Here is a 19042-nt window from a genome sequence, read left to right as displayed (position 1 = left end):
CATTTTGAGACAGCCTCTTTTTAGGTGATAAGTGTTTTAAGCTTATTATTTTCTCCATTTTTTCAATTCATCACATGAACCAAATTCGTCACTGATATCAATAAATGTTGTTTTGGATTTATCGTCAAACCATTTGCTCAGATTGCGATTGATTTTATCTTGTCTGGCCGCCTCTTTAATTTTGGTAAAATCCTCGTCCAAATTAGCTTTGTGTGGAGGGATACGTGTTTTTAAATAGTTGAAGCGATAGCCAACATCGCCCATTTTGTCTGTAAATTGCGCTGGTTTGGAGTATTCTCCCGGTTTTAGCTGATCGATTGCTGTAAATACTGATTTTTCCAAGCCATCCATAGGAATTACTGTAGTGCGGCTTGATCCTTCTTGATTAAGGATCATACCACCATTGAATTTACTTTCCTCTGCATCCGAATAATTTGTGGCAGCGTGATAGAAATCCATTTTTTTGTCAACGACTAATTTATAGATACTGTCCAGTTTATTTTTAGTCCGTTCTAACGCTGCGGCACCAGGATTAATCTTCATTAGAATATGGCGTGTGTGAACCTCTTCGCCACGTCTTTCGAGTACCTGAATAATATGGAATCCATATTTAGATTCTACAATGGGCGATATTTCTCCAGGTTTTAATTTAAATGCCATTGCAGAGTATTCCTTGACGTAGTTGTCGCGTGTACCGAAACCCAAATCTCCACCGTAGGGTGCTGATCCTGGGTCTTGGGAATATATACGAGCCATTGTACCAAAATCAGAGCCCTCTACAATCTGTTTTCGGATACCTTCAATTTTGTCTCGTTGTTCTTTTTTTTCCTCATCTGTCAACTTCGGCATCATGACAATTTCACCAATTTCGACTTCAGTATTGAAATAAGGGAGGCTATCTTGATTCAGGCCTTCAAAATAACGTTTTACTTCCAATGGTGTTACGTCAACTTTTTGAACAATGTTTTGCTGCATTTTGTTCGCTTTCAACTGCTCAAAAACACTTGCACGCATTTCTTCCTTGTATTGTAATAACGAGCGGTTGAGAAATTTCTCAAGACGTTCTTGACCTCCAGCCTGTTGTGACATATGGCGTAAACGGGAGTTAAGGTTGTCGTCAACTTCGGTTTCTGTTACATCAATAGAGTCAATTACGGCCTGTTGGGAAAGCAGTTTCTGAATGATTAATTGCTCAAGTACACCGCATTTAAAGTTTTCATTAGGTTTGTTTCCTTGCGCTAACCATTGCGAATATTGCATATCCACGTCGGACTGTAAGATAATGCCCGATCCAACTGTTGCGACAACACGGTCAATCACCTGACGTTGCGCTAAACTAGCCTGAATTGAAGCTAAAAGCAATAAAAACAATATATAAATGTTTTTTTTCATTCGTATAAATTATTTATGATATTTATGAGTGTCCACCATTTGTTTAAATGGGCTCTTTTCACTCGGTCATTTGTTCATGATTTATTCATTATTAAAGGCTTAGGCCTTTGCAGATATGTAAGCTAATTATATTCAATATATACTTTTTTGAACAACAGCACAAAATTATCAGATTATATGAATTATTCGTACTTTTATTTAACAATATTTTTGCACTCCCCATATTTTAAATGGGTAATTTTGGAATTGTTAAAATTGATGCGCTAAAATACGCATTTGCCTATTAGAAAGGGCGGTTTTAACCAAATTTAACAAGTCTATTGACGATATTTGTGCCGATAAAATGGTTGCGGGTTTTTGAATTTAAGCACCGAAAAATGAATACATAAATTTAATCGAGGTCGCAAATAGTGTATACACAAACCCGTAGCAACGATCTCATTAAATACATGGGTATCAATTTATAAAATAATTTCGATGAAAAAAGCATTTATTTACTTAATGACAATTTTACCTTTCGCTAGTTTTGCACAACAGACTCCTATGTTTGTCGGTACTTACACTAGCAAAACTGAAAGCAAAGGTATTTATGTCTATAATTTTGATGTCAAAACTGGTAATGCAACGTTGTTGAGTACACAGGAGAGTAAAGACCCTTCATTTCTCGCCCGGAGTAACAACTTTATCTATGCTGTTAATGAGGTTCCGAATCAAGAAGGTACGGTTTCTGCTTATTCTTTTAAAGACGGGCATTTAACATTTCTAAACTCCCTCCCTTCAGGTGGAGGGGCGCCTTGTTTTGTCGAGGTCCATCCTAACGGAAGCCTGCTGGCCGTAGCAAACTATACAGGCGGATCTGCGGCTCTATTTGATCTAGAAAGTAATGGTGTCTTGAGTAAAAGAGCGCGACTGATACAACATGAAGGTAAGGGCGTTGATCCAGTTCGGCAAGAAAAACCACATGTACATTCTACTTTTTTCTCTAAAAAGGGCGATAAGTTGTATATCCAAGATCTTGGTCTGGACGAGGTCTCAATTTATTCAGTCAATAAAACTGGAAATACCTATAGTCTCGCTGAGGAATCGGAAGATATCTTTACTCCTGCTGGGGGCGGTCCGCGACATATCGTTTTTGATAAGAAAGAGAAATTCTTGTATGTTGTATTGGAAATGACGGGTCAAATTGCCTTTTATAAGAAAGATGGCAATGCCTGGATGTATCAAAGTACATTTGATATCAATCCGGAAGGTTTTAAAGGAAGTAACGGTGGGGCAGATATCAAGATGTCTGCTGATGGCAAATTTTTGTATGCAACCAATCGGGGCGATGCCAATACGATAGCTACTTTTTCGGTAGAGAAAGATGGAGAATTAAAGAAAATAGCCAATAATTCGGTAAAAGGTAAGGGACCGCGCAATTTCAATCTTTCTCCAGATGGTAAATATCTTTTAGTTGCCAATCAATACACGAACAACATTGTTTTGTTTAGCCGGGATACGAAAACTGGTTTGTTAACAGATACCGGGAAAGAAATTTCTGTGCCTGCTCCTGTTTGTATTCTATTTTAATCAAGGTAAGAAGATTTTTAAGAAAGGCTCAATGGACTTTTCTTAGAAATCTTCTTTTCTGCAATCTAATTTTCCCTCTTTTTCCAGATCATTTAAGGTGGTTCCCTTCCATGTTTTTACGCGTTGTATGTATGCGGCTCTGCCAATCATGTGTGCTGCAACTGGCGCCGTTAGAATCAGAAAGAAACCAATAGCTATGGCCTTTGTCGTTACGGATACATCCGGGAAAGTGACAGCAGCACAAATGAGCAATAGCCCAACACCGAGTGTTGCTGCCTTGACGGTTACCGAAAGACGTAAATAAAAATCCGGCATCCGCAAGATGCCAATAGATGCAAACAATATGGCCAGTGCCCCTATGGTGCTGAGTATGGCTAAAGTAATATCATTCATCTTTGCTTTGTTTTTCTAAATAAAATGAAAATGCGATTGTGCCAAGAAATGCGATAAGTGCTAATATCATGGCAATATCTAAAAATACTTCCTGCGAAGTTCGTATACTATAGACGGTAATGATACCGATTCCAATGGTAATAATAAGATCTAAGGCAATAACACGATCAAATATCTGAGGTCCTTTATACAGGCGAATAAAAGCCAATATGACTGAAATAGTCAAGATTGGAAGGATTACATAGTCAAAATAGCTGTTTAAAGTCATCTTAAGAGTTCTAAAAGTCTTCGTTCAACATTATTTTTAAGGGTAGAGACAAACTGTTCCCTGTTCTTCATGTACATCACATGTATAAAGATCGTCTTTTTATCTTCACTTACATCGAGTATAAGTGTGCCTGGTGTTAACGAAATAAAAGTTGAAAGTAGGTTGATTTCTAAATCTGTTTTTGCATCCATAGGATATTTCACAATGGCCGGTTTGATGAAAAATTTCGGCGTGATGACATCATAGGCAACCTGAATATTAGCAACGATCATTTCCCAAAGGAAAAAAAGAATAAAACTCAATGTTTTAGGTACCCGATAGAAGTAGCGCTGATCGGCTTCATTTCTGTTCATCAACCAGAGTATGCCAAATCCGAGCATAAAACCGAATAGAAAGTTCGAGTAATACATTGATCCCGTCAGTGCAACCCAGATAAAGGATAACATGAGGTTCATTAAAAACTGCTTTATCATATTATTTCTGCCCTCCTAGTACAGCGTTTATGTAAGGTGATGTGTCCAATAATTGTGTAGCAATCTGATCCGCCACATGAATGATAGCCTCGGCGTTGAGCCCGATATACAGCGACGCAGATGCCAAAATAATAACCGGGAGTATGAGCATTGTTTTTTTATACCCAACCATATCTGCAAATTTATCTTCAACTATTTCTGGGTCAGGTGCATCTTTCCAGAATACCTGTGCCCACATTTTCGCGATGACAAACAAAGTGATAAAACTACCGATGATCAGGGCTCCTGCAAAGGCATACTTTTCGAGCTGGAACGCGTCCCGGAATAAATAGATTTTGGGCCAGAAACCCGATAGGGGCGGTATGCCGACAAGAGAAAAAAGAACAAGGGCAAAAAGTAAAGAAATTTTAGGGTATTGGGCATACAGTCCACCCAATTTATTCATATCCATGGTACCGCGGAGTTGACGTACAACACCAGCAATTAGAAATAAATTGGTTTTAACCATGATATCGTGGATGAGATAGAATATTGCTCCTAGTAAGGCCCATTTACTGTATAGGCCCAGCCCGCCAATCATAAAGCCGATATGGCAAACGATTAAATAGGAAAACAACCTTCTGATATTGGTTTTGATCAATGCACCAAAGGCACCGGTCAAAATTGTCAATATGGCTAGTGCGATCAGTAGTTCTTTGGTAAAATGATTGGGAATAAATAGCAAAGAAAACACTCTGAATAATGCGTAGATACCTACTTTTGTCAATAGGCCGCCGAAAGTCGCCGCTACTGCCGAGGGCGGGGTATGATAAGATGATGGTAGCCAGAAGTAAAGTGGAAATACGGCAGATTTAATACCAAAACCGATCAGAAAAAATGTCGCTGTGATTTCTACTAACGCTTGGTTCTGTATCTTTGGGATACGCAGAGCTAAGTCGGCCATATTCAATGATCCTGAAATACCATAAAGTATGCCTATCCCTGTTAAGAAAAATGTGGACGCCAAGATATTCATGGCCATGTATTTTACAGCCCCTTCCAGTTGGGATTTTCTCCCACCCAATGTCATGAGTACGAAGGAAGAAATGATAATGACTTCAAACCATACATACAAGTTGAAGATATCACCAGTGAGAAAGGCTCCATTCAGTCCCATCATTAAAAAGTGGAAGATAGGGAAATATCCGTAGAGAATACGCTGGCGGCCCACGCCGACACAGGAGAAGATGGAGACAGCAAGACCTGCAATTGATGTGAGAAGGACAAGGGTGCTACTGAATAGATCCGCAACAAAGACAATTCCAAAGGGAGCTTTCCAATTGGCCGCATTCATGGTTAAAATACCACCTTCGTAGACCTTGAAGAATAATTTAAAAGCAAGAATAAGAACGAGCAAGCTTCCACCAACACTCAGGAAACGTTGTGCAGTAGATTTGCGCCAAAACATCAGTTGGACAATAGCAATAAATAAGTGCACGATGATCGTGGCAATAATGTGGTTGTCTATCATATATCTTCTTCCTCAGGGGTGTTCAAATCATCCAAATCGTCTGTACCCAGCAATGCATAGACACGCTTGAGCAGAACGATGGCAAAGGAGGTTAGGCCAAAGCTAATCACGATGGCTGTTAAAATAAGAGCTTGCGGAATCGGATCCGCATAAATATCGGTGAATACTTTCAGATCTGGTGCAATAATAGGCGGTTTTCCTTTAATAATATTGCCCAATAAGAAGATCAGTATATTGGTGCCATTGCCCAGTAACATAATACCCAACAACAGTTTTACCATGCTTCGGCGGAGGATAAGGTATATCCCAGCGGCATATAAAATGCCTATTAATAAGACAAGAATCAGTTCCATTATTCTTCTTCTTCAGTAGTTAACGCAATTGTAAATAAAATTGTAAGCACGACGCCAATAACAACAAAATATACACCAAGGTCAAAAAACAAGGCTGTTCCGATCATTCCGATGACTGGAATTTTTTCCTCAAGCCACAGTCCCGTCATCACGGGATAGCCAAAGAAAACAGGCAGGAACATGCTTATCGCCGAAACTCCCAGTCCTATGGGGATGAGGGATAAGGGTTTATATTGAATCAATTTCATGGTGTTTTGTGGGCCAAAGGCAAAACTATGCAAAACAAAGGCAATAGAAGCAACCAAGCCCCCCACGAATCCGCCCCCAGGGTAATAGTGCCCTCTTAATAGCAGGAATACCGAGAAAAGTAAGAGTATCGGTAATAGATATCGCGTAGCGGTCTGTAATATTGTACTGTTCATTTGTTACTATTTAGCTATGCATCATGCTATGTCCGTTTACGGCCTCATAGCTGTTAAACATCATTATTCTTTATCCGAAGGTTTTAAACGTAATTTTAATAAGCTGTATACTCCCAATGCAGCAATACTCAACACGACAATCTCAAACATGGTGTCAAAGCCTCTGAAATCCACAAGAAGTACATTGACTACATTTTTACCCTTAGCAAGCACATAAGCATAGTCGCCGTAGAAATCACTGATATTAGTCGTTGTTGGTTCATGCAGGACACGGAGTGCTACCATGGACAGCAAAACGCCAAAAATTACAGCGACTATGGCGTCACGAATGACGGTGCGTCTGTTTGCCAGATTCAGGAAGGAAGGGAGTTTAAACAGTACCAAGACAAAGAGTACTACCGTGAGGGTGTCTATGGTAAACTGGGTCATCGCTAAATCTGGAGCACTGTAAAATACGAAAATAAGACATATGGCATAGCCTACGACACTAGTGGCCACGACTGCTGTCAACCGGGATGTGGTTCGTATGGTCAATACAATAGCACCGATCAAAATACAGACCGTGGTTACTTCGTAGAAGCTTACCGGCGATAGCGTTTCCCATTTGATATGGAGTGGCCCCCCGAGATATAGCTGGTAGGCGATCAATACTTCCGCAAATAAGATAATTTTTAATAAATATGAACGCAAGTAGCCGTTGTGCATTTTGTTTGTGAAGAAAGCGGAGAACAATACAATTTCCTGTGCACACAAGTTGATCATATATTCCGGAGAAATCTTATTGAATTTCGCGATCCAGCTCAATTTGTTATTACTTGGTCTGTTTGCGAAATAGAGTAGCGTGCCGGCAACAATTGTAATTGCACTTAGGAGCAGGATTAAATTAAAGCCATGCCAGATCTTTAGCTGAAAAACTTCCGTTTTGGCAAGTATACTTACCGCGGTTGGGCCTGCAATCCATTCACCAATAAGTCCCGGAATACAGCCAAAAATAACACCAAGAACGGCTAAAAGTAATGGTGGGATCCACATGGCTCTGTAAGGCAGATGGATTTTACTAAATTGTTCGGGCAACTTCCCCATAAAAGGTTTGATACCGGCCATAAATCCAGCGGAGACCAATAATATATTTGTTGCGACCGCAGCCGCTGTCAAATAGAGAAATAAATCCGGTGCTGCGTGTAGTGTTGCCTCATAGATCAGATCTTTTCCAATAAATCCAAAAGTAAGCGGAATACCAGCACTGGAAAGTGCAGCAAGAAAACCGGCGATAGCGACAGGCATCAAAACCTTACGCAGTCCCCGTAAAACCGTCAGATCCCTTGTCCCGGTTTCATGATCTATAATTCCCGTAATAAGGAATAAAGCGGCTTTATATAAGGCATGTACAAGTATAAAGACACATGCTGCAATAATGGCGTCCTTTGTACCAAGACCCAATAAAAAAACCAAAATTCCTAGTGCGGATATCGTTGAATAGGCCAAAACGCCTTTTAAGTCTGTTCTGAACAGCGAATGAAAGGCGGTGTAAAGCATGGTAAAGCCACCAATGGCCATCAGGGAGTACATCCAGATGGGGTTCCCTCCAAGAATCGGCGAAAAGCGGGCCAAAAGATAAATACCTGCTTTGACCATGGTTGCAGAATGGAGGTAGGCCGAGACTGGCGTTGGCGCTTTCATGGCACCAGGTAACCAAAAATGGAAAGGGAACTGTGCAGATTTTGTAATTGCTCCAAGTGCTACCAAGCCAAATACCAAGGGGAAGAGTGGATGTTGTTGAATGAGTGATACTTTGTCGAGCAGTGCTGTAATATGATAAGTACCTGCGATATTACCCAGTAAAATGAAACCTGCCAGTAGAAAGAAGCCACCTAGACCCGTGATGGAAAGAGCGGTCAATGCGCTTTTGCGTGAATCGTTGTTGTCATTGTTAAATCCAATGAGAAAAAATGAGCTGATTGAAGTCAATTCCCAAAAGATAAATAATAATAACATATTGTCCGATAGGACAAGCCCCAGCATCGCTGACATAAATAAGCAGAGATAGCCAAAGAATCGATCGATATACCGATGCCCTTTAAGATAGGCATTCGCGTAGAAGAAAATACAGGCTCCGATACCGGTAATCAATAAGGCGAAAAGTAGGGATAGCCCATCCAGTTTAAAATCCAGATTGATACCTAGAGAGGGCACCCACGAGGTTGACTGTACAAAATAGGAGCCTCGACCAATAGGTACAATATATTGAGCAAAATATAGAAATAGAAGTACCGGTAAGAATGCGAGAATAAAACCCCATTTGGTTTTTAGGAAACGACCAAATGGAACAATAAGGCTCGATGTTATTAATCCTGACAGAACAGTAAATAGCATTTAGTCTTTGTTTTAATTTTTATTGAAGTGTTTGTTTTACTTGTCAATTAGAACCTTCGATATTTCATCTTAGTCAACGCTAATAGGGCGATGAAGGTTTTTTGAAAGTTTCCAATATAGTAAAAAAACTCGGAAAAACCGAGATTTTTATGTGTTTTGTATCGAATGAACGTAAAAAATATAAGAATGACTTTGTCTATAAGGGGATTTTATCAATGATGAAAATGAGAGACGAGATAAACATCATAGGTGAGTTAACTCCTTTTTTCATTGTATTTATCTTTATGATTTTTGCAAAATAGGTAATAAATATGTTAAGAATTGTTAAAATAAGATTAAATCTCTATCTTTATGCTAGACTAGTTTATCGGACTCCGTTAATAGTAACTGATCAATTTTTTTATTACACCCACTTTCGCTTTATCGTATGGGACCTGAAGAAAAGTTATTTAGACAGCATTATAAAAGTTTGTGTCATTTTGCATGGAAATTTGTGGGAGAGTCTTCTGTTGCGGAAGATCTCGTACAGGAAGCCTTTGTTACCTTTTTCAGAGAAAAACAGCGTATGGATGAATCCGAAGCGTTTGTACGAAACTATTTGTATACTGCTGTGCGATTTTCTTGTCTAAAGCATTTACGGCATGAAAAAGTAAAGGAAAAGTATTGGACGCGGGTTGAATTCAATGAGGAAGATGAGCATTCCGTTGAGCTTTCCATTATTCATACCGAAGTAATCAATGAAGTTTATCGAATTATTGCCCAAATGCCTTCCGCTTGTCAACAGATTTTTAGAATGGGCTATTTGGAGGGGTTGTCAAATCTTGAAATTACAGAACGACTTCAAATTAGTGTAAACACAGTTAAGACCCAAAAACAACGTGGGATGAAGATCTTGCTGGAGAGGCTGCATCCCGAGTTTTTACCCCTTATTATTTTTTTGTTAAAATAATTTTAATTTCTTGTCACCCTCGACGAATCTATAGGGTTTCTAACCTATAGATATGAACACCAACACCAATTACATTGCCAGACTCATTAATAAATTGCTTCGAGGTCACGAAACCATAGCGGAACGGGAGGCAATTGAACATTGGCGAAAATCTGATAAGCGCAATGATGATTTAATTGAAAGCTTTCAGGACGCAAAGAATATAGAGGGAGATCTTACCTTTTTTGGTGATTTGGATGAAGACGTTGCTTGGCGTAACATTCAGCGGACCCCAAAGAGAATTAAGAAAAATTATATTCCTCTTTTTGGTGCTGCAGCCGTTATTTTAATATTGATGGCGACGTCGCTCTTTTATATCCTCCATGAGGAAGGAATAGTTTCTGATCAAGCATCATCTGCTCGTTTGGTAAAAACAGATATTTCACCTGCCGAGTCGGGGGCTCTATTGGTTTTGGCTGATGGATCGATTATGCCTTTGGAGAAGTCGCGCAAAACTGTAGATCCAAAATTCGTTGCAGATAATATCGCTCGAATGGACGTTCCGGCAGAAGACGTACTATTGCAATTTAATACATTGGTCGTTCCCAAAGGGAATTTTTACAAACTATCTTTAGAAGATGGTACCCTAGTCTGGGTGAATGCAAACTCTCAACTTAAATTTCCTGTAAAATTTTCCGATAAAGAACGTCGTGTCGTTTTGGAGGGTGAAGCTTATTTTGAAGTTTCTCATGATGCCAAGCGTCCATTTTTTGTAGAATCCAAGGGGAATGAAGTGAAGGTGTTAGGTACACATTTCAATATCAACGCTTATAGTAATAATGTTCGAACGACTTTGTCTTCCGGAAGAGTACAAGTAAGTAACTCGGGGGATGTGATCATTCTGGAGCCTGGAGAATATGCTAACCTTATTGCTGGCCAGCTTCATAAAGGAACGGCAGATTTAGAGCATGATCTTTCTTGGCATAATAATCAGTTTTATTTTAAGAAAGAGACAATTGTGGAGATCGCTTCCACGCTTTCGAAATGGTATGACATCCAGGTCAAATTTAAACAAGATGTCGCATTAAATAAAGTGTACACAGGTAATTTTAAGCGTGATGTCAAGCTATCGCAAGTTTTGGAAATGCTGACCTATGTTTGTGATTTGAAGTTTGAACTTCGTGGAAAAGAATTAATTATAGAAAATAAATAAAAGTGCTTATGTGAAAAATTGATACCTAACCTACGAGCCTTATACAAAAAAAGAACAGGAATGTTGCAGCATCCCCGTTCCGGAATGATTAAAAGGCCTAAAAAATTAAAAATGCGAATTAAGTAAACCCTATTAACCACAAAGAGTAAATGTATGAATAACTTACCATTTGGCAAAACGTGGCGACTGATACCTCATGACCCTCGGTTTTGTAAACCTTTACGTATTATGAAAATTAGTACCTGCCTTCTTTTCGCCTTTGTGACCGGAGTTCAAGCCAACGGCATTGCGCAGAAAGTTACGTTGAAAATGAAAAATGCAAGGATTGAAGAAGCGCTCAGCGCGATTTCCAAACAGTCCAACCTGCAGCTATTTTACGGGGAGAATATCGATTCTAAAGCACGTGTCAGTGTAAATTTGAAGAACGCAACCGTTGAAGAAGCCTTGAATTCTGTTTTACGCAATAATCATATCGATTATAAGATTATTGCGAATACGATATCTGTAAATGGTGATGTAGATAATCGTTCGACCATAAATACTTTGCAACAAGTTGTTTCTGGAACTATTAAGGATCAAAACGGAAAAGGTTTGAGCGGAGTCACCGTCTCAGTTAAGGGGACTTCCATATCAACTCAAACAGATGAATCTGGGCATTTCAAGATTAATGCTTCAGCCAATGCTGTTTTGATTGTACGATTTATTGGCTATTCACAGAAAGAAGTAGCGGTGGGAGGACGCAGTAGTATTGCTATTGAATTGGAATCCGATGAAAGACAGCTTGATGTAGTGGATGTTGTTTCTACCGGTTATCAAAATTTAAATAGAAAGCTATTTACTGGTGCCGCGACCACAATAAAAGGATCAGATATCAAACAGGACGGAATTACTGATGTTAGTAGGATGTTGGAAGGACGAGTAGCGGGGGTATCTGTACAAAATGTATCTGGAACTTTTGGTGCAGCACCTAAAATACGTGTCCGTGGAGCAACTTCAATTACAGGCGATAATAAACCGCTATGGGTTGTTGATGGCGTTATTTTGGAAGATGTTGTAAATATCTCGAATGAACAGTTATCTTCTGGTGATGTCAATACACTGATTGGTTCTTCTGTGGCTGGAATTAATGCGGATGACATTGAAAGTTTCAATATCTTGAAAGATGCTGCCGCAACAGCACAATATGGTGCCAGGGCGATGAACGGGGTAGTCGTAATTACGACAAAAAAAGGAAGAATAGGAAAACCGTTAATATCGTATACAGGTAATTTTTCAACATTTTTGAAACCGACTTATAACGATTATAATATCATGAACTCTTCGGATCAAATGTCGGTTTATTCGGAGCTGGCACGTAAAGGCTGGCTTAATCACTCGAATGCATCAAGAGCTGAAAACGGTGGTGTTTATACCAAAATGTATCATTTGATCAATTCATATAATGAAAGTAATGGGAAATTTGGCCTCGAAAATACTCCTGAAGCTCGCAACAAATTTTTAAGTAGATACGCGCTTGCTAATACGGATTGGTTTGATGTCTTGTTCAAAAACTCACTTATGCAGGAGCATGGTGTAAGTGTTTCTTCAGGTACTGATAAATCCCAGTTGTATATGTCGACAAGTTATTTAAACGATAATGGATGGGCCGTTGGAAATAAAGTACAGCGTTATACAACAAATATCAATGCTCTATTTAATCTTTCAGAAAAATTAACGCTTAATTTTATTACTACGGGTTCTATTCGTAATCAAAAAGCTCCCGGTACAGTAGGAAGAGTGAGTAATCCTGTTGAAGGGAAGTATTCTAGAGATTTTGATATTAACCCTTTTAGCTACGCCCTCAATACGAGCCGAACAATGACGGCCTACGATGAAAATGGGAATAGAGAAAGTTTTACGAGAAACTTTGCTGACTTTAATATTTTAGATGAATTGGATAACAATAGTTTGGACCTGAGTATGTTGGATTTAAAAATTCAAGGTGGGGCGAATTATAAGTTTTCCAAAAATTTCAAATATGATGTGTTAGCTTCAATGCGCTACGTTAAAAGCGGTAATGAACATAAAGTAAGGGAAAATTCGAACATGGCAAATGCTTATAGGGCAGATTACGATTCCTATGTTCAGGAGAATAACCGCTTCCTTTACCGAGATCCAGCACATCCTGAATTACAACCTGTAGTTGTACTTCCTTATGGAGGGTTTTATAATACCAGTGATGATTTTTTAAAATCATACATGGTTAGAAACTCATTTGAGTATGATAATACTTTTAATGAAAAACACCTTGTAAATATTTATGCATTCCAAGAGTTACGCATAGCAGATCGCCAAGCCAGAAGTATGATTGGTTATGGGTATCAATATGATAAGGGGGGAGTACCATTTATAGACCCGAATATTATAAAACAAGCTACATTGAACAATCTGAATTATTATTCAATGGGGCATAAGTACGACCGCTTTTCGGCATTTATGACACGAGCGGCATATTCTTATGATGGAAAATATTCTATCAATTTTACTGGTCGTTATGATGGATCGAACCAATTAGGAAGTTCGAAGACAGCAAGATGGTTACCGACGTGGAATATTTCAGGAGCGTGGAATGTTGATGAAGAAGCATTCATGCAAAATCAGGATATCTTAAATAAATTAACGATTCGTGGTACTTATGGACTAACAGCTAGTCTTGGTAGTGCAACCAATTCAGCGTTAGTACTTAGGAATGGAAGTGCCTTAAGACCTTATTTAGATGAAATTGAATCTGTAATGAATATACAGTATATCGAAAATAAGGATCTCACTTGGGAAAAACAATACGAAACCAATCTAGGTTTCGATATGAGTTTCTTCAAGAGTAAATTGAACTTGACCATTGATCTATACAATCGAAATGGTTTTGATTTGATTAGTCCTTTGCGTACTTCGGGTATCGGAGGTCAATATTTGATTACAGCCAATTATGCGGATATGAATTCAAAAGGTATCGAGGTAACGTTAAGCGGACCAATTATCAAGAACGATTCGTTCAGTTGGAGAAGCAATTTCAATTTTGGTTACAATAAAAACAAAGTAACGAAGTTATCAAGCCCGCAGTCTATTTTTAATTTGGTGACTGCTGATGGTGGACCTCAAGAAGGTTATCCATATCGTGGATTATACTCTGTAGAATTTACTGGATTAAATCATGATACCGGTATTCCTGAATTCATTAACGAAAAAGGAGAGAAAGGTATTAATGTTTATATGCAGAGCCTCGAAACGAAGTACCTGAAATATGAAGGGCCTACTGATCCTAAATTAACAGGAGGTTTCTATAATTCGTTTAGTTACAAAGGTTTTACATTAAATGCATTATTTACATTCTCAGCTGGTAATAAAATTAGGTTAAACCCATCATTTGGTACTTCCTATTCTGATTTAGACGCGATGCCAAATGAATTTAAGGACCGATGGACAATGTCTGGAGATGAAGCAATAACAAATATTCCATCGATTTTAGATGTTGAGGCTGCTAATACGATTAGTGGACAGTATCCCTACAATACTTATAATTATTCTACGGTGAGAGTTGCGGATGGAGGATTTGTTAGATTAAAACAGTTAGCATTTGCTTACACATTACCATCTAATTTTCTTAAATCTATCAAAGCAAATCACGCTTCAATTGGTATAACAGCAAATAACTTTTGGTTGATTTATTCAGATAAAAAATTGAAAGGTCAAGACCCTGAATTTTTTGCGTCAGGAGGAGTAGCATTACCAATACCTAAGCAATACACTTTGTCTTTAAAAGTTGGATTTTAATAAATAATGTTAAAATGAAAAGAAGAAACTTAATTCTATATATGGCGTTGTCTTGCTTATTTATTGCAACTAGTTGTAATAAATTTCTGGAACATCAGCCCGATGATCGTACTGAACTAAATAATGCTGTTAAGGTAGCAGAATTATTAGCAAATGCATATCCGCATGGTAATTATATTACTATGGCAGAATCGATGAGTGATAATGCTGGAGATAAAGGTGGAACGACACGAGAATTACCTAATTCATCTGCTTGGAATTACGTGGATCAGGTAGATCCAGATGGCATAGATACTCCCCCATATTATTGGAATGCTTGTTATAAAGCTATAGCAGCAGCAAACTATGCACTTGAGGCAATAGATAAAGCTGGTAATACGGAAGAATATGCTGCAAGCAGAGGCGAAGCCTTGGTCGCACGAGCTTATGCTCATTTTATGCTGGTGACATTCTTTGCGAAAGCATACGATCCAGCGACTGCTAAAACGGATCTCGGTATACCTTATGTGACACTTCCGCAAAAAGTTGTCGAAGGCAGTTATACGCGTGGTACAGTTGCCAGTGTTTATGAAAATATCGAAAAAGATCTGACAGAAGGTCTCCCATTGATTAGAAACAATAAATATGTCGTTCCGAAATACCATTTCACGACACAGGCTGCTCATGCTTTTGCTACTCGTTTTTACTTATTCAAAAAAAATTATGCAAAGGTTGTTGAACATGCAGATGCTGTATACCCAGGCTCGACGATAGTAGAGGATTTACGTCCTTGGAACACAACTTATAATTCATTGGGATATTATGAATTGCAAGCTATTTATACCAATTCGATAGAGCCAGCTAATATTCTGCTCCAAGAATCTCAGAGCGCGTGGGGAAGAAGCTATGCTGGTTATAATTACGGCTTGAGTTCTAGTTTATTGGGCATATTTAGTCCAGCTAATAATCCTAGTGGGAAACAATTAGCGATGGCAACTAAAATTTTTGGAGGAACTGAGATGGTTTACAATATTCCCAAATTCAAGGAACATTTTGTAAAGGAATCCATTAATGCAACTATCGGTGATGCCTATAATATGGTTCCACTACTTACCGCTGAAGAAGTTTTGTTTAACAGAGCAGAAGCAAATGCGATGCTTGGAAATAGTGCACAGACAATCAGTGATCTTGATAAGTACCTTTCAAAACGTATTATAGATTATTCAACCACGGCCGACAAATTCTCTGTAGAAAAAGCAAAAAATTTTTATCAGAATTCATCAGATAAAGATGCTTTAGTATCGTCTATCCTAACTTTTAAACGAATGGAATTTATGCATGAAGGCCTCCGCTGGTTTGATATTATCCGGTTGAAAATTCCGATTGAACATGTTAGTGCGAACGGCAAGACTAAAATTACATTGGGTGCAGATGATCCAAGAAGGGTGATACAAATACCTCAGGATGCCATTGCGGCCGGACTTGAAGCCAACCCTAGGTAATGTTAACTTTTAAAAATAGAATTATGAAAAAGAAATTTAAAAATATATTTTTTCTGCTGCTTGTGTCTTCGATGATTTTCGGATGTAGAGATAAAGACACACTGAAGTCGGATATAGTTGGCTTAGGGGGAGATACCTGGGCTAAAACTGAAGTCGATGACTGGATAAGTAAAAACTTCACCACACCCTATAATATTGAGGTAAAATATAAATGGGATCGATCCGAATTACCAGAGATTTATAAGAATGTAATTCCAGTGCAAGAGGGGTTGGTCATTCCAGTGATGGATATTATTAAGAAAACTTGGATTGATCCTTATGTGGCGGTTAAGGGGGAGAATTTCATGAAAAAATACACTCAAAAGCAGTTTTTTCTAGCTGGAAGTCCTTCCTATAATAGCAACGGTACTATTACGCTAGGTACAGCTGAAGCCGGACGGAAAATTGTTTTGCTGGACCTAAATACATTTGACCCTGATAACAAGCCTGCGGTGCGACAAATATTGCATACAATGCATCATGAGTTTGGACACGTCCTGAACCAAAATATTGCTGTGACGCCTGACTATCAAAGAATAACTCCTTCCGACTATACCGCAACTTGGTTCAATATCTTTAGGGGGGCTTATAGCAGTACGGCTGCTTTGGATAAAATTATGTATGAAGCTGATTTTTGGGGTAAAGGTTTCGTAACACCTTATGCAAGGTCTAATAAAGATGATGATTTTGTTGAAACATTGTCGACACTACTTGAAGGTGGAGACGCTTATTATAATAATATCGTCAATAACTTATTTGTTTATGAAGGGCAATATATTAAACGAAATGGTAAAGGTATTTATGAGCAAAACACCGATGCGAGAAATAAGCTCTTAAAAAAGAAAGCGATCGTAACCACCTATATGAAAAATGAATGGGGAATTACCTTATCAGATCTTCAAATTAAAACGCAAGAGGCTATAGAGGCTAATTCTCCAACACCAACATTGAGCGAAGTATTAGGACCGCAAAAAACTTATGGCACGATTGCCGTCAATCCTCAGAAATTGTCGGGTTTATCAGCTAAATTTTTAACAGCATTCAATACATCTAATGCTACATTACAGGCAAATATGGGGCTGTATGTCGATAATATTTCTTTAATTTTTAGTACTGCAAATAGAGTGATCCTCCGTGTGAATTTTATGGATCCGACGGTTGCCGTTGGCGCAGGTTATAATGCTGATTTTAATTATACAATTGCAAAGATAGACGGAGATTTAAAATTGACTTATACGAATCCACAGCCAACGAATGCAAATGCAAGAGCAATAGAAGCTTCTGTCTTGCCGATTGTTAATTATTTTTCTAATCAGACTTTTACAATGCGATGGATAGATGATATCATTCCGCAGTCAAAAGGAATCTTTGGTGGGCTAGTCAATAAAAATGATCCGACGTCTTATGTTTTTGGAACGTTGTAATGAAAGAAGAAACGCAAATTAGAACAAGATGAAAAAGTACTTATTATTTTATATATTATTTATTGTCGCCTTCTCGAGCTGTCAGAAAGATAAAACTTCGCCAGTTCTGGATGATGTTGACGTCAGATTGGCGGATAGTCTCGCTCAGTATCAAGCTACGCTTGCTAGTGCTCAATATGGTTGGAAAGCCTATCTTTTAACTAATATTAATATAGCCGTAGATTTTACGATGAAATTTAATGACAAAAATCGGGTTGTAATGACTGCTGAATATGGTTCCGATGAGGAAGAAAGCTCATATAGGCTTAAAGCATTGCAACGTCCGACTTTGTTGTTCGATACCTATTCGATATTACATGAGCTTTCTGATCCCAATCCCAATGTTTTAGGAGGTGGGGTTGGTACTGGTTATGATGCAGATTTTGAGTTTGCAGTAATTTCAGCTACCAAAGATAAAATTGTCTTGGAGGGTACTTTCAATAAAAGTAGACTTATTTTGATTCGGGCAGAATCAAAAGATGATTTGGAATCAACCTATAACGAGACGAGTTCCATGCAGGATAAACTGTCTCAGATACATACCTATTTTAAACGTACTGAAATCGGAGGGAAGAATTATGAAGCTAAGATTGATGTAGGAAATAAACGTATCAATTTTATTTCTGCAGAGACCGGTGATAATGTGGGAAGTAATTTTTATGTCGTCAAAAATGAAGTTAAATTTTTTAATCCAATAGTGATTGGTGCGGATAGCATTGTAAGCCTTTCAAATGTGAAGTATGATCCTTCTGGCTTTTTGTCGGCAAGTTCTGGGGCTTTAAATCTGAAGATTACTGAGTCTATTACGCCAATGAATTATGATAAGACAGCAGTAACGCGTTTTTGGAGATCTGATCGCCAAATTTCCTTTTCGGCTTGGGTTAAAGATGGTCAAGAAGATTATTTAAATGACAATAGTGTGTCCTTAGGTACAGGAATGAACAGAAGAATTGCCTGGTTGGATTATGGTCCCGGTTATGATTTGCTTGGATATGCTCAAGGCAATTCGTTATATTTTGGTACTGCCATTGCTAGTACGATTGACTTACAAACGGGGCTCATTAAGTATCAGTATGTAGAAGCTTTGGGAACCATTCCAGCAGCTTATAGAAATATAATTTTACAAACAGCACTCGATTTTACGGATCCAAAAGGATTATATGTTATCGAAACAGCGCTAGGACAATATGATTTGGTAACTGTATCAGATGCGCGAAAATGGATTAGCTTTGGACAGTAGTCAATAATTTTTCAAAATAGTTTGAAATCTGTGTAAGAAAATTTTAGTATGAAAAGGGGCTGTCCGACAAGGGCAGATTTTTTTATTGGCCTAATTTTTCGTGTCGACTTGGAAA

Annotated in this window: 15 protein-coding genes; 7 read left to right on the top strand and 8 right to left on the bottom strand. The window is 38.4% G+C overall.

The annotated features are described in order from the left end of the window. Positions 1 to 45: 45 nt before the first annotated feature. Positions 46 to 1392, bottom strand: a complete 1347-nt coding sequence (locus B2W36_RS11915) for a peptidylprolyl isomerase (RefSeq protein ID WP_209580356.1) — start codon at positions 1390 to 1392, stop codon at positions 46 to 48. A 477-nt stretch (positions 1393 to 1869) separates the two neighbouring features. Between B2W36_RS11915 and B2W36_RS11910 the strand changes: the two genes are divergently transcribed. Continuing rightward, a complete protein-coding gene (locus tag B2W36_RS11910; protein ID WP_293882746.1) occupies positions 1870 to 2961 on the top strand; it encodes a lactonase family protein in 1092 nt (363 codons plus the stop codon). Positions 2962 to 3003: 42 nt separating this feature from the next. On the opposite strand, the gene mnhG is transcribed toward B2W36_RS11910, so the two are convergent. The 7 genes from mnhG to B2W36_RS11875 form a co-directional block, all read right to left on the bottom strand. After that, positions 3004 to 3354, bottom strand: coding sequence for a monovalent cation/H(+) antiporter subunit G (gene mnhG, locus B2W36_RS11905; protein ID WP_209580360.1), 351 nt, complete (start codon positions 3352 to 3354; stop codon positions 3004 to 3006). Beyond that, a complete protein-coding gene (locus tag B2W36_RS11900; protein WP_209580362.1) occupies positions 3347 to 3622 on the bottom strand; it encodes a monovalent cation/H+ antiporter complex subunit F in 276 nt (91 codons plus the stop codon). Before B2W36_RS11900 ends, mnhG begins: the two co-directional genes overlap by 8 nt. Beyond that, on the bottom strand, positions 3619 to 4095 hold the full coding sequence (locus tag B2W36_RS11895) for a Na+/H+ antiporter subunit E (protein WP_209580364.1): 477 nt from the start codon (positions 4093 to 4095) through the stop codon (positions 3619 to 3621). Before B2W36_RS11895 ends, B2W36_RS11900 begins: the two co-directional genes overlap by 4 nt. A 1-nt stretch (position 4096) precedes the next feature. Continuing rightward, a complete protein-coding gene (locus B2W36_RS11890) occupies positions 4097 to 5605 on the bottom strand; it encodes a proton-conducting transporter membrane subunit (protein WP_293887861.1) in 1509 nt (502 codons plus the stop codon). Continuing rightward, entirely contained in the window at positions 5602 to 5958 is a 357-nt protein-coding gene (locus B2W36_RS11885; RefSeq protein WP_209580376.1) for a Na+/H+ antiporter subunit C, read from the bottom strand. Before B2W36_RS11885 ends, B2W36_RS11890 begins: the two co-directional genes overlap by 4 nt. Next, positions 5958 to 6380 (bottom strand): Na+/H+ antiporter subunit B, encoded by a 423-nt coding sequence (locus B2W36_RS11880; RefSeq protein ID WP_209580377.1) that lies wholly within the window; start codon positions 6378 to 6380, stop codon positions 5958 to 5960. Before B2W36_RS11880 ends, B2W36_RS11885 begins: the two co-directional genes overlap by 1 nt. A 63-nt stretch (positions 6381 to 6443) precedes the next feature. Next, positions 6444 to 8753, bottom strand: a complete 2310-nt coding sequence (locus B2W36_RS11875; RefSeq protein WP_293887860.1) for a putative monovalent cation/H+ antiporter subunit A — start codon at positions 8751 to 8753, stop codon at positions 6444 to 6446. Positions 8754 to 9180: 427 nt separating this feature from the next. Between B2W36_RS11875 and B2W36_RS11870 the strand changes: the two genes are divergently transcribed. The 6 genes from B2W36_RS11870 to B2W36_RS11845 all read left to right on the top strand — a co-directional run bounded on the left by B2W36_RS11870 (position 9181) and on the right by B2W36_RS11845 (position 18927). Next, complete coding sequence (locus B2W36_RS11870) at positions 9181 to 9702, top strand: RNA polymerase sigma-70 factor (RefSeq protein WP_293887859.1); 522 nt, start codon at positions 9181 to 9183, stop codon at positions 9700 to 9702. A 52-nt stretch (positions 9703 to 9754) separates the two neighbouring features. Then, positions 9755 to 10894: a FecR family protein gene (locus B2W36_RS11865; RefSeq protein ID WP_293887858.1), complete on the top strand. Its 1140-nt coding sequence runs from the start codon at positions 9755 to 9757 to the stop codon at positions 10892 to 10894. Positions 10895 to 11122: 228 nt separating this feature from the next. Then, positions 11123 to 14704 carry a SusC/RagA family TonB-linked outer membrane protein gene (locus B2W36_RS11860; protein WP_293887857.1) on the top strand — a complete coding sequence of 1194 codons (3582 nt, stop codon included), beginning with the start codon at positions 11123 to 11125 and terminating at the stop codon, positions 14702 to 14704. Between the two features lie 14 nt (positions 14705 to 14718). Next, positions 14719 to 16185 carry a RagB/SusD family nutrient uptake outer membrane protein gene (locus B2W36_RS11855; protein ID WP_293887856.1) on the top strand — a complete coding sequence of 489 codons (1467 nt, stop codon included), beginning with the start codon at positions 14719 to 14721 and terminating at the stop codon, positions 16183 to 16185. A 23-nt stretch (positions 16186 to 16208) separates the two neighbouring features. After that, positions 16209 to 17648 (top strand): substrate import-associated zinc metallohydrolase lipoprotein, encoded by a 1440-nt coding sequence (locus B2W36_RS11850; protein WP_293887855.1) that lies wholly within the window; start codon positions 16209 to 16211, stop codon positions 17646 to 17648. 28 nt (positions 17649 to 17676) lie between these two features. After that, positions 17677 to 18927: a DUF4302 domain-containing protein gene (locus B2W36_RS11845; RefSeq protein WP_293887854.1), complete on the top strand. Its 1251-nt coding sequence runs from the start codon at positions 17677 to 17679 to the stop codon at positions 18925 to 18927. Positions 18928 to 19042 lie beyond the last annotated feature (115 nt).

The organism is Sphingobacterium sp. UBA3549, assembly GCF_002376635.1.
Lineage (GTDB): Bacteria > Bacteroidota > Bacteroidia > Sphingobacteriales > Sphingobacteriaceae > Sphingobacterium.
The sequence above is the reverse complement of the archived record's forward strand: the minus strand, read 5'-3'. Positions and strand labels throughout refer to the sequence as shown.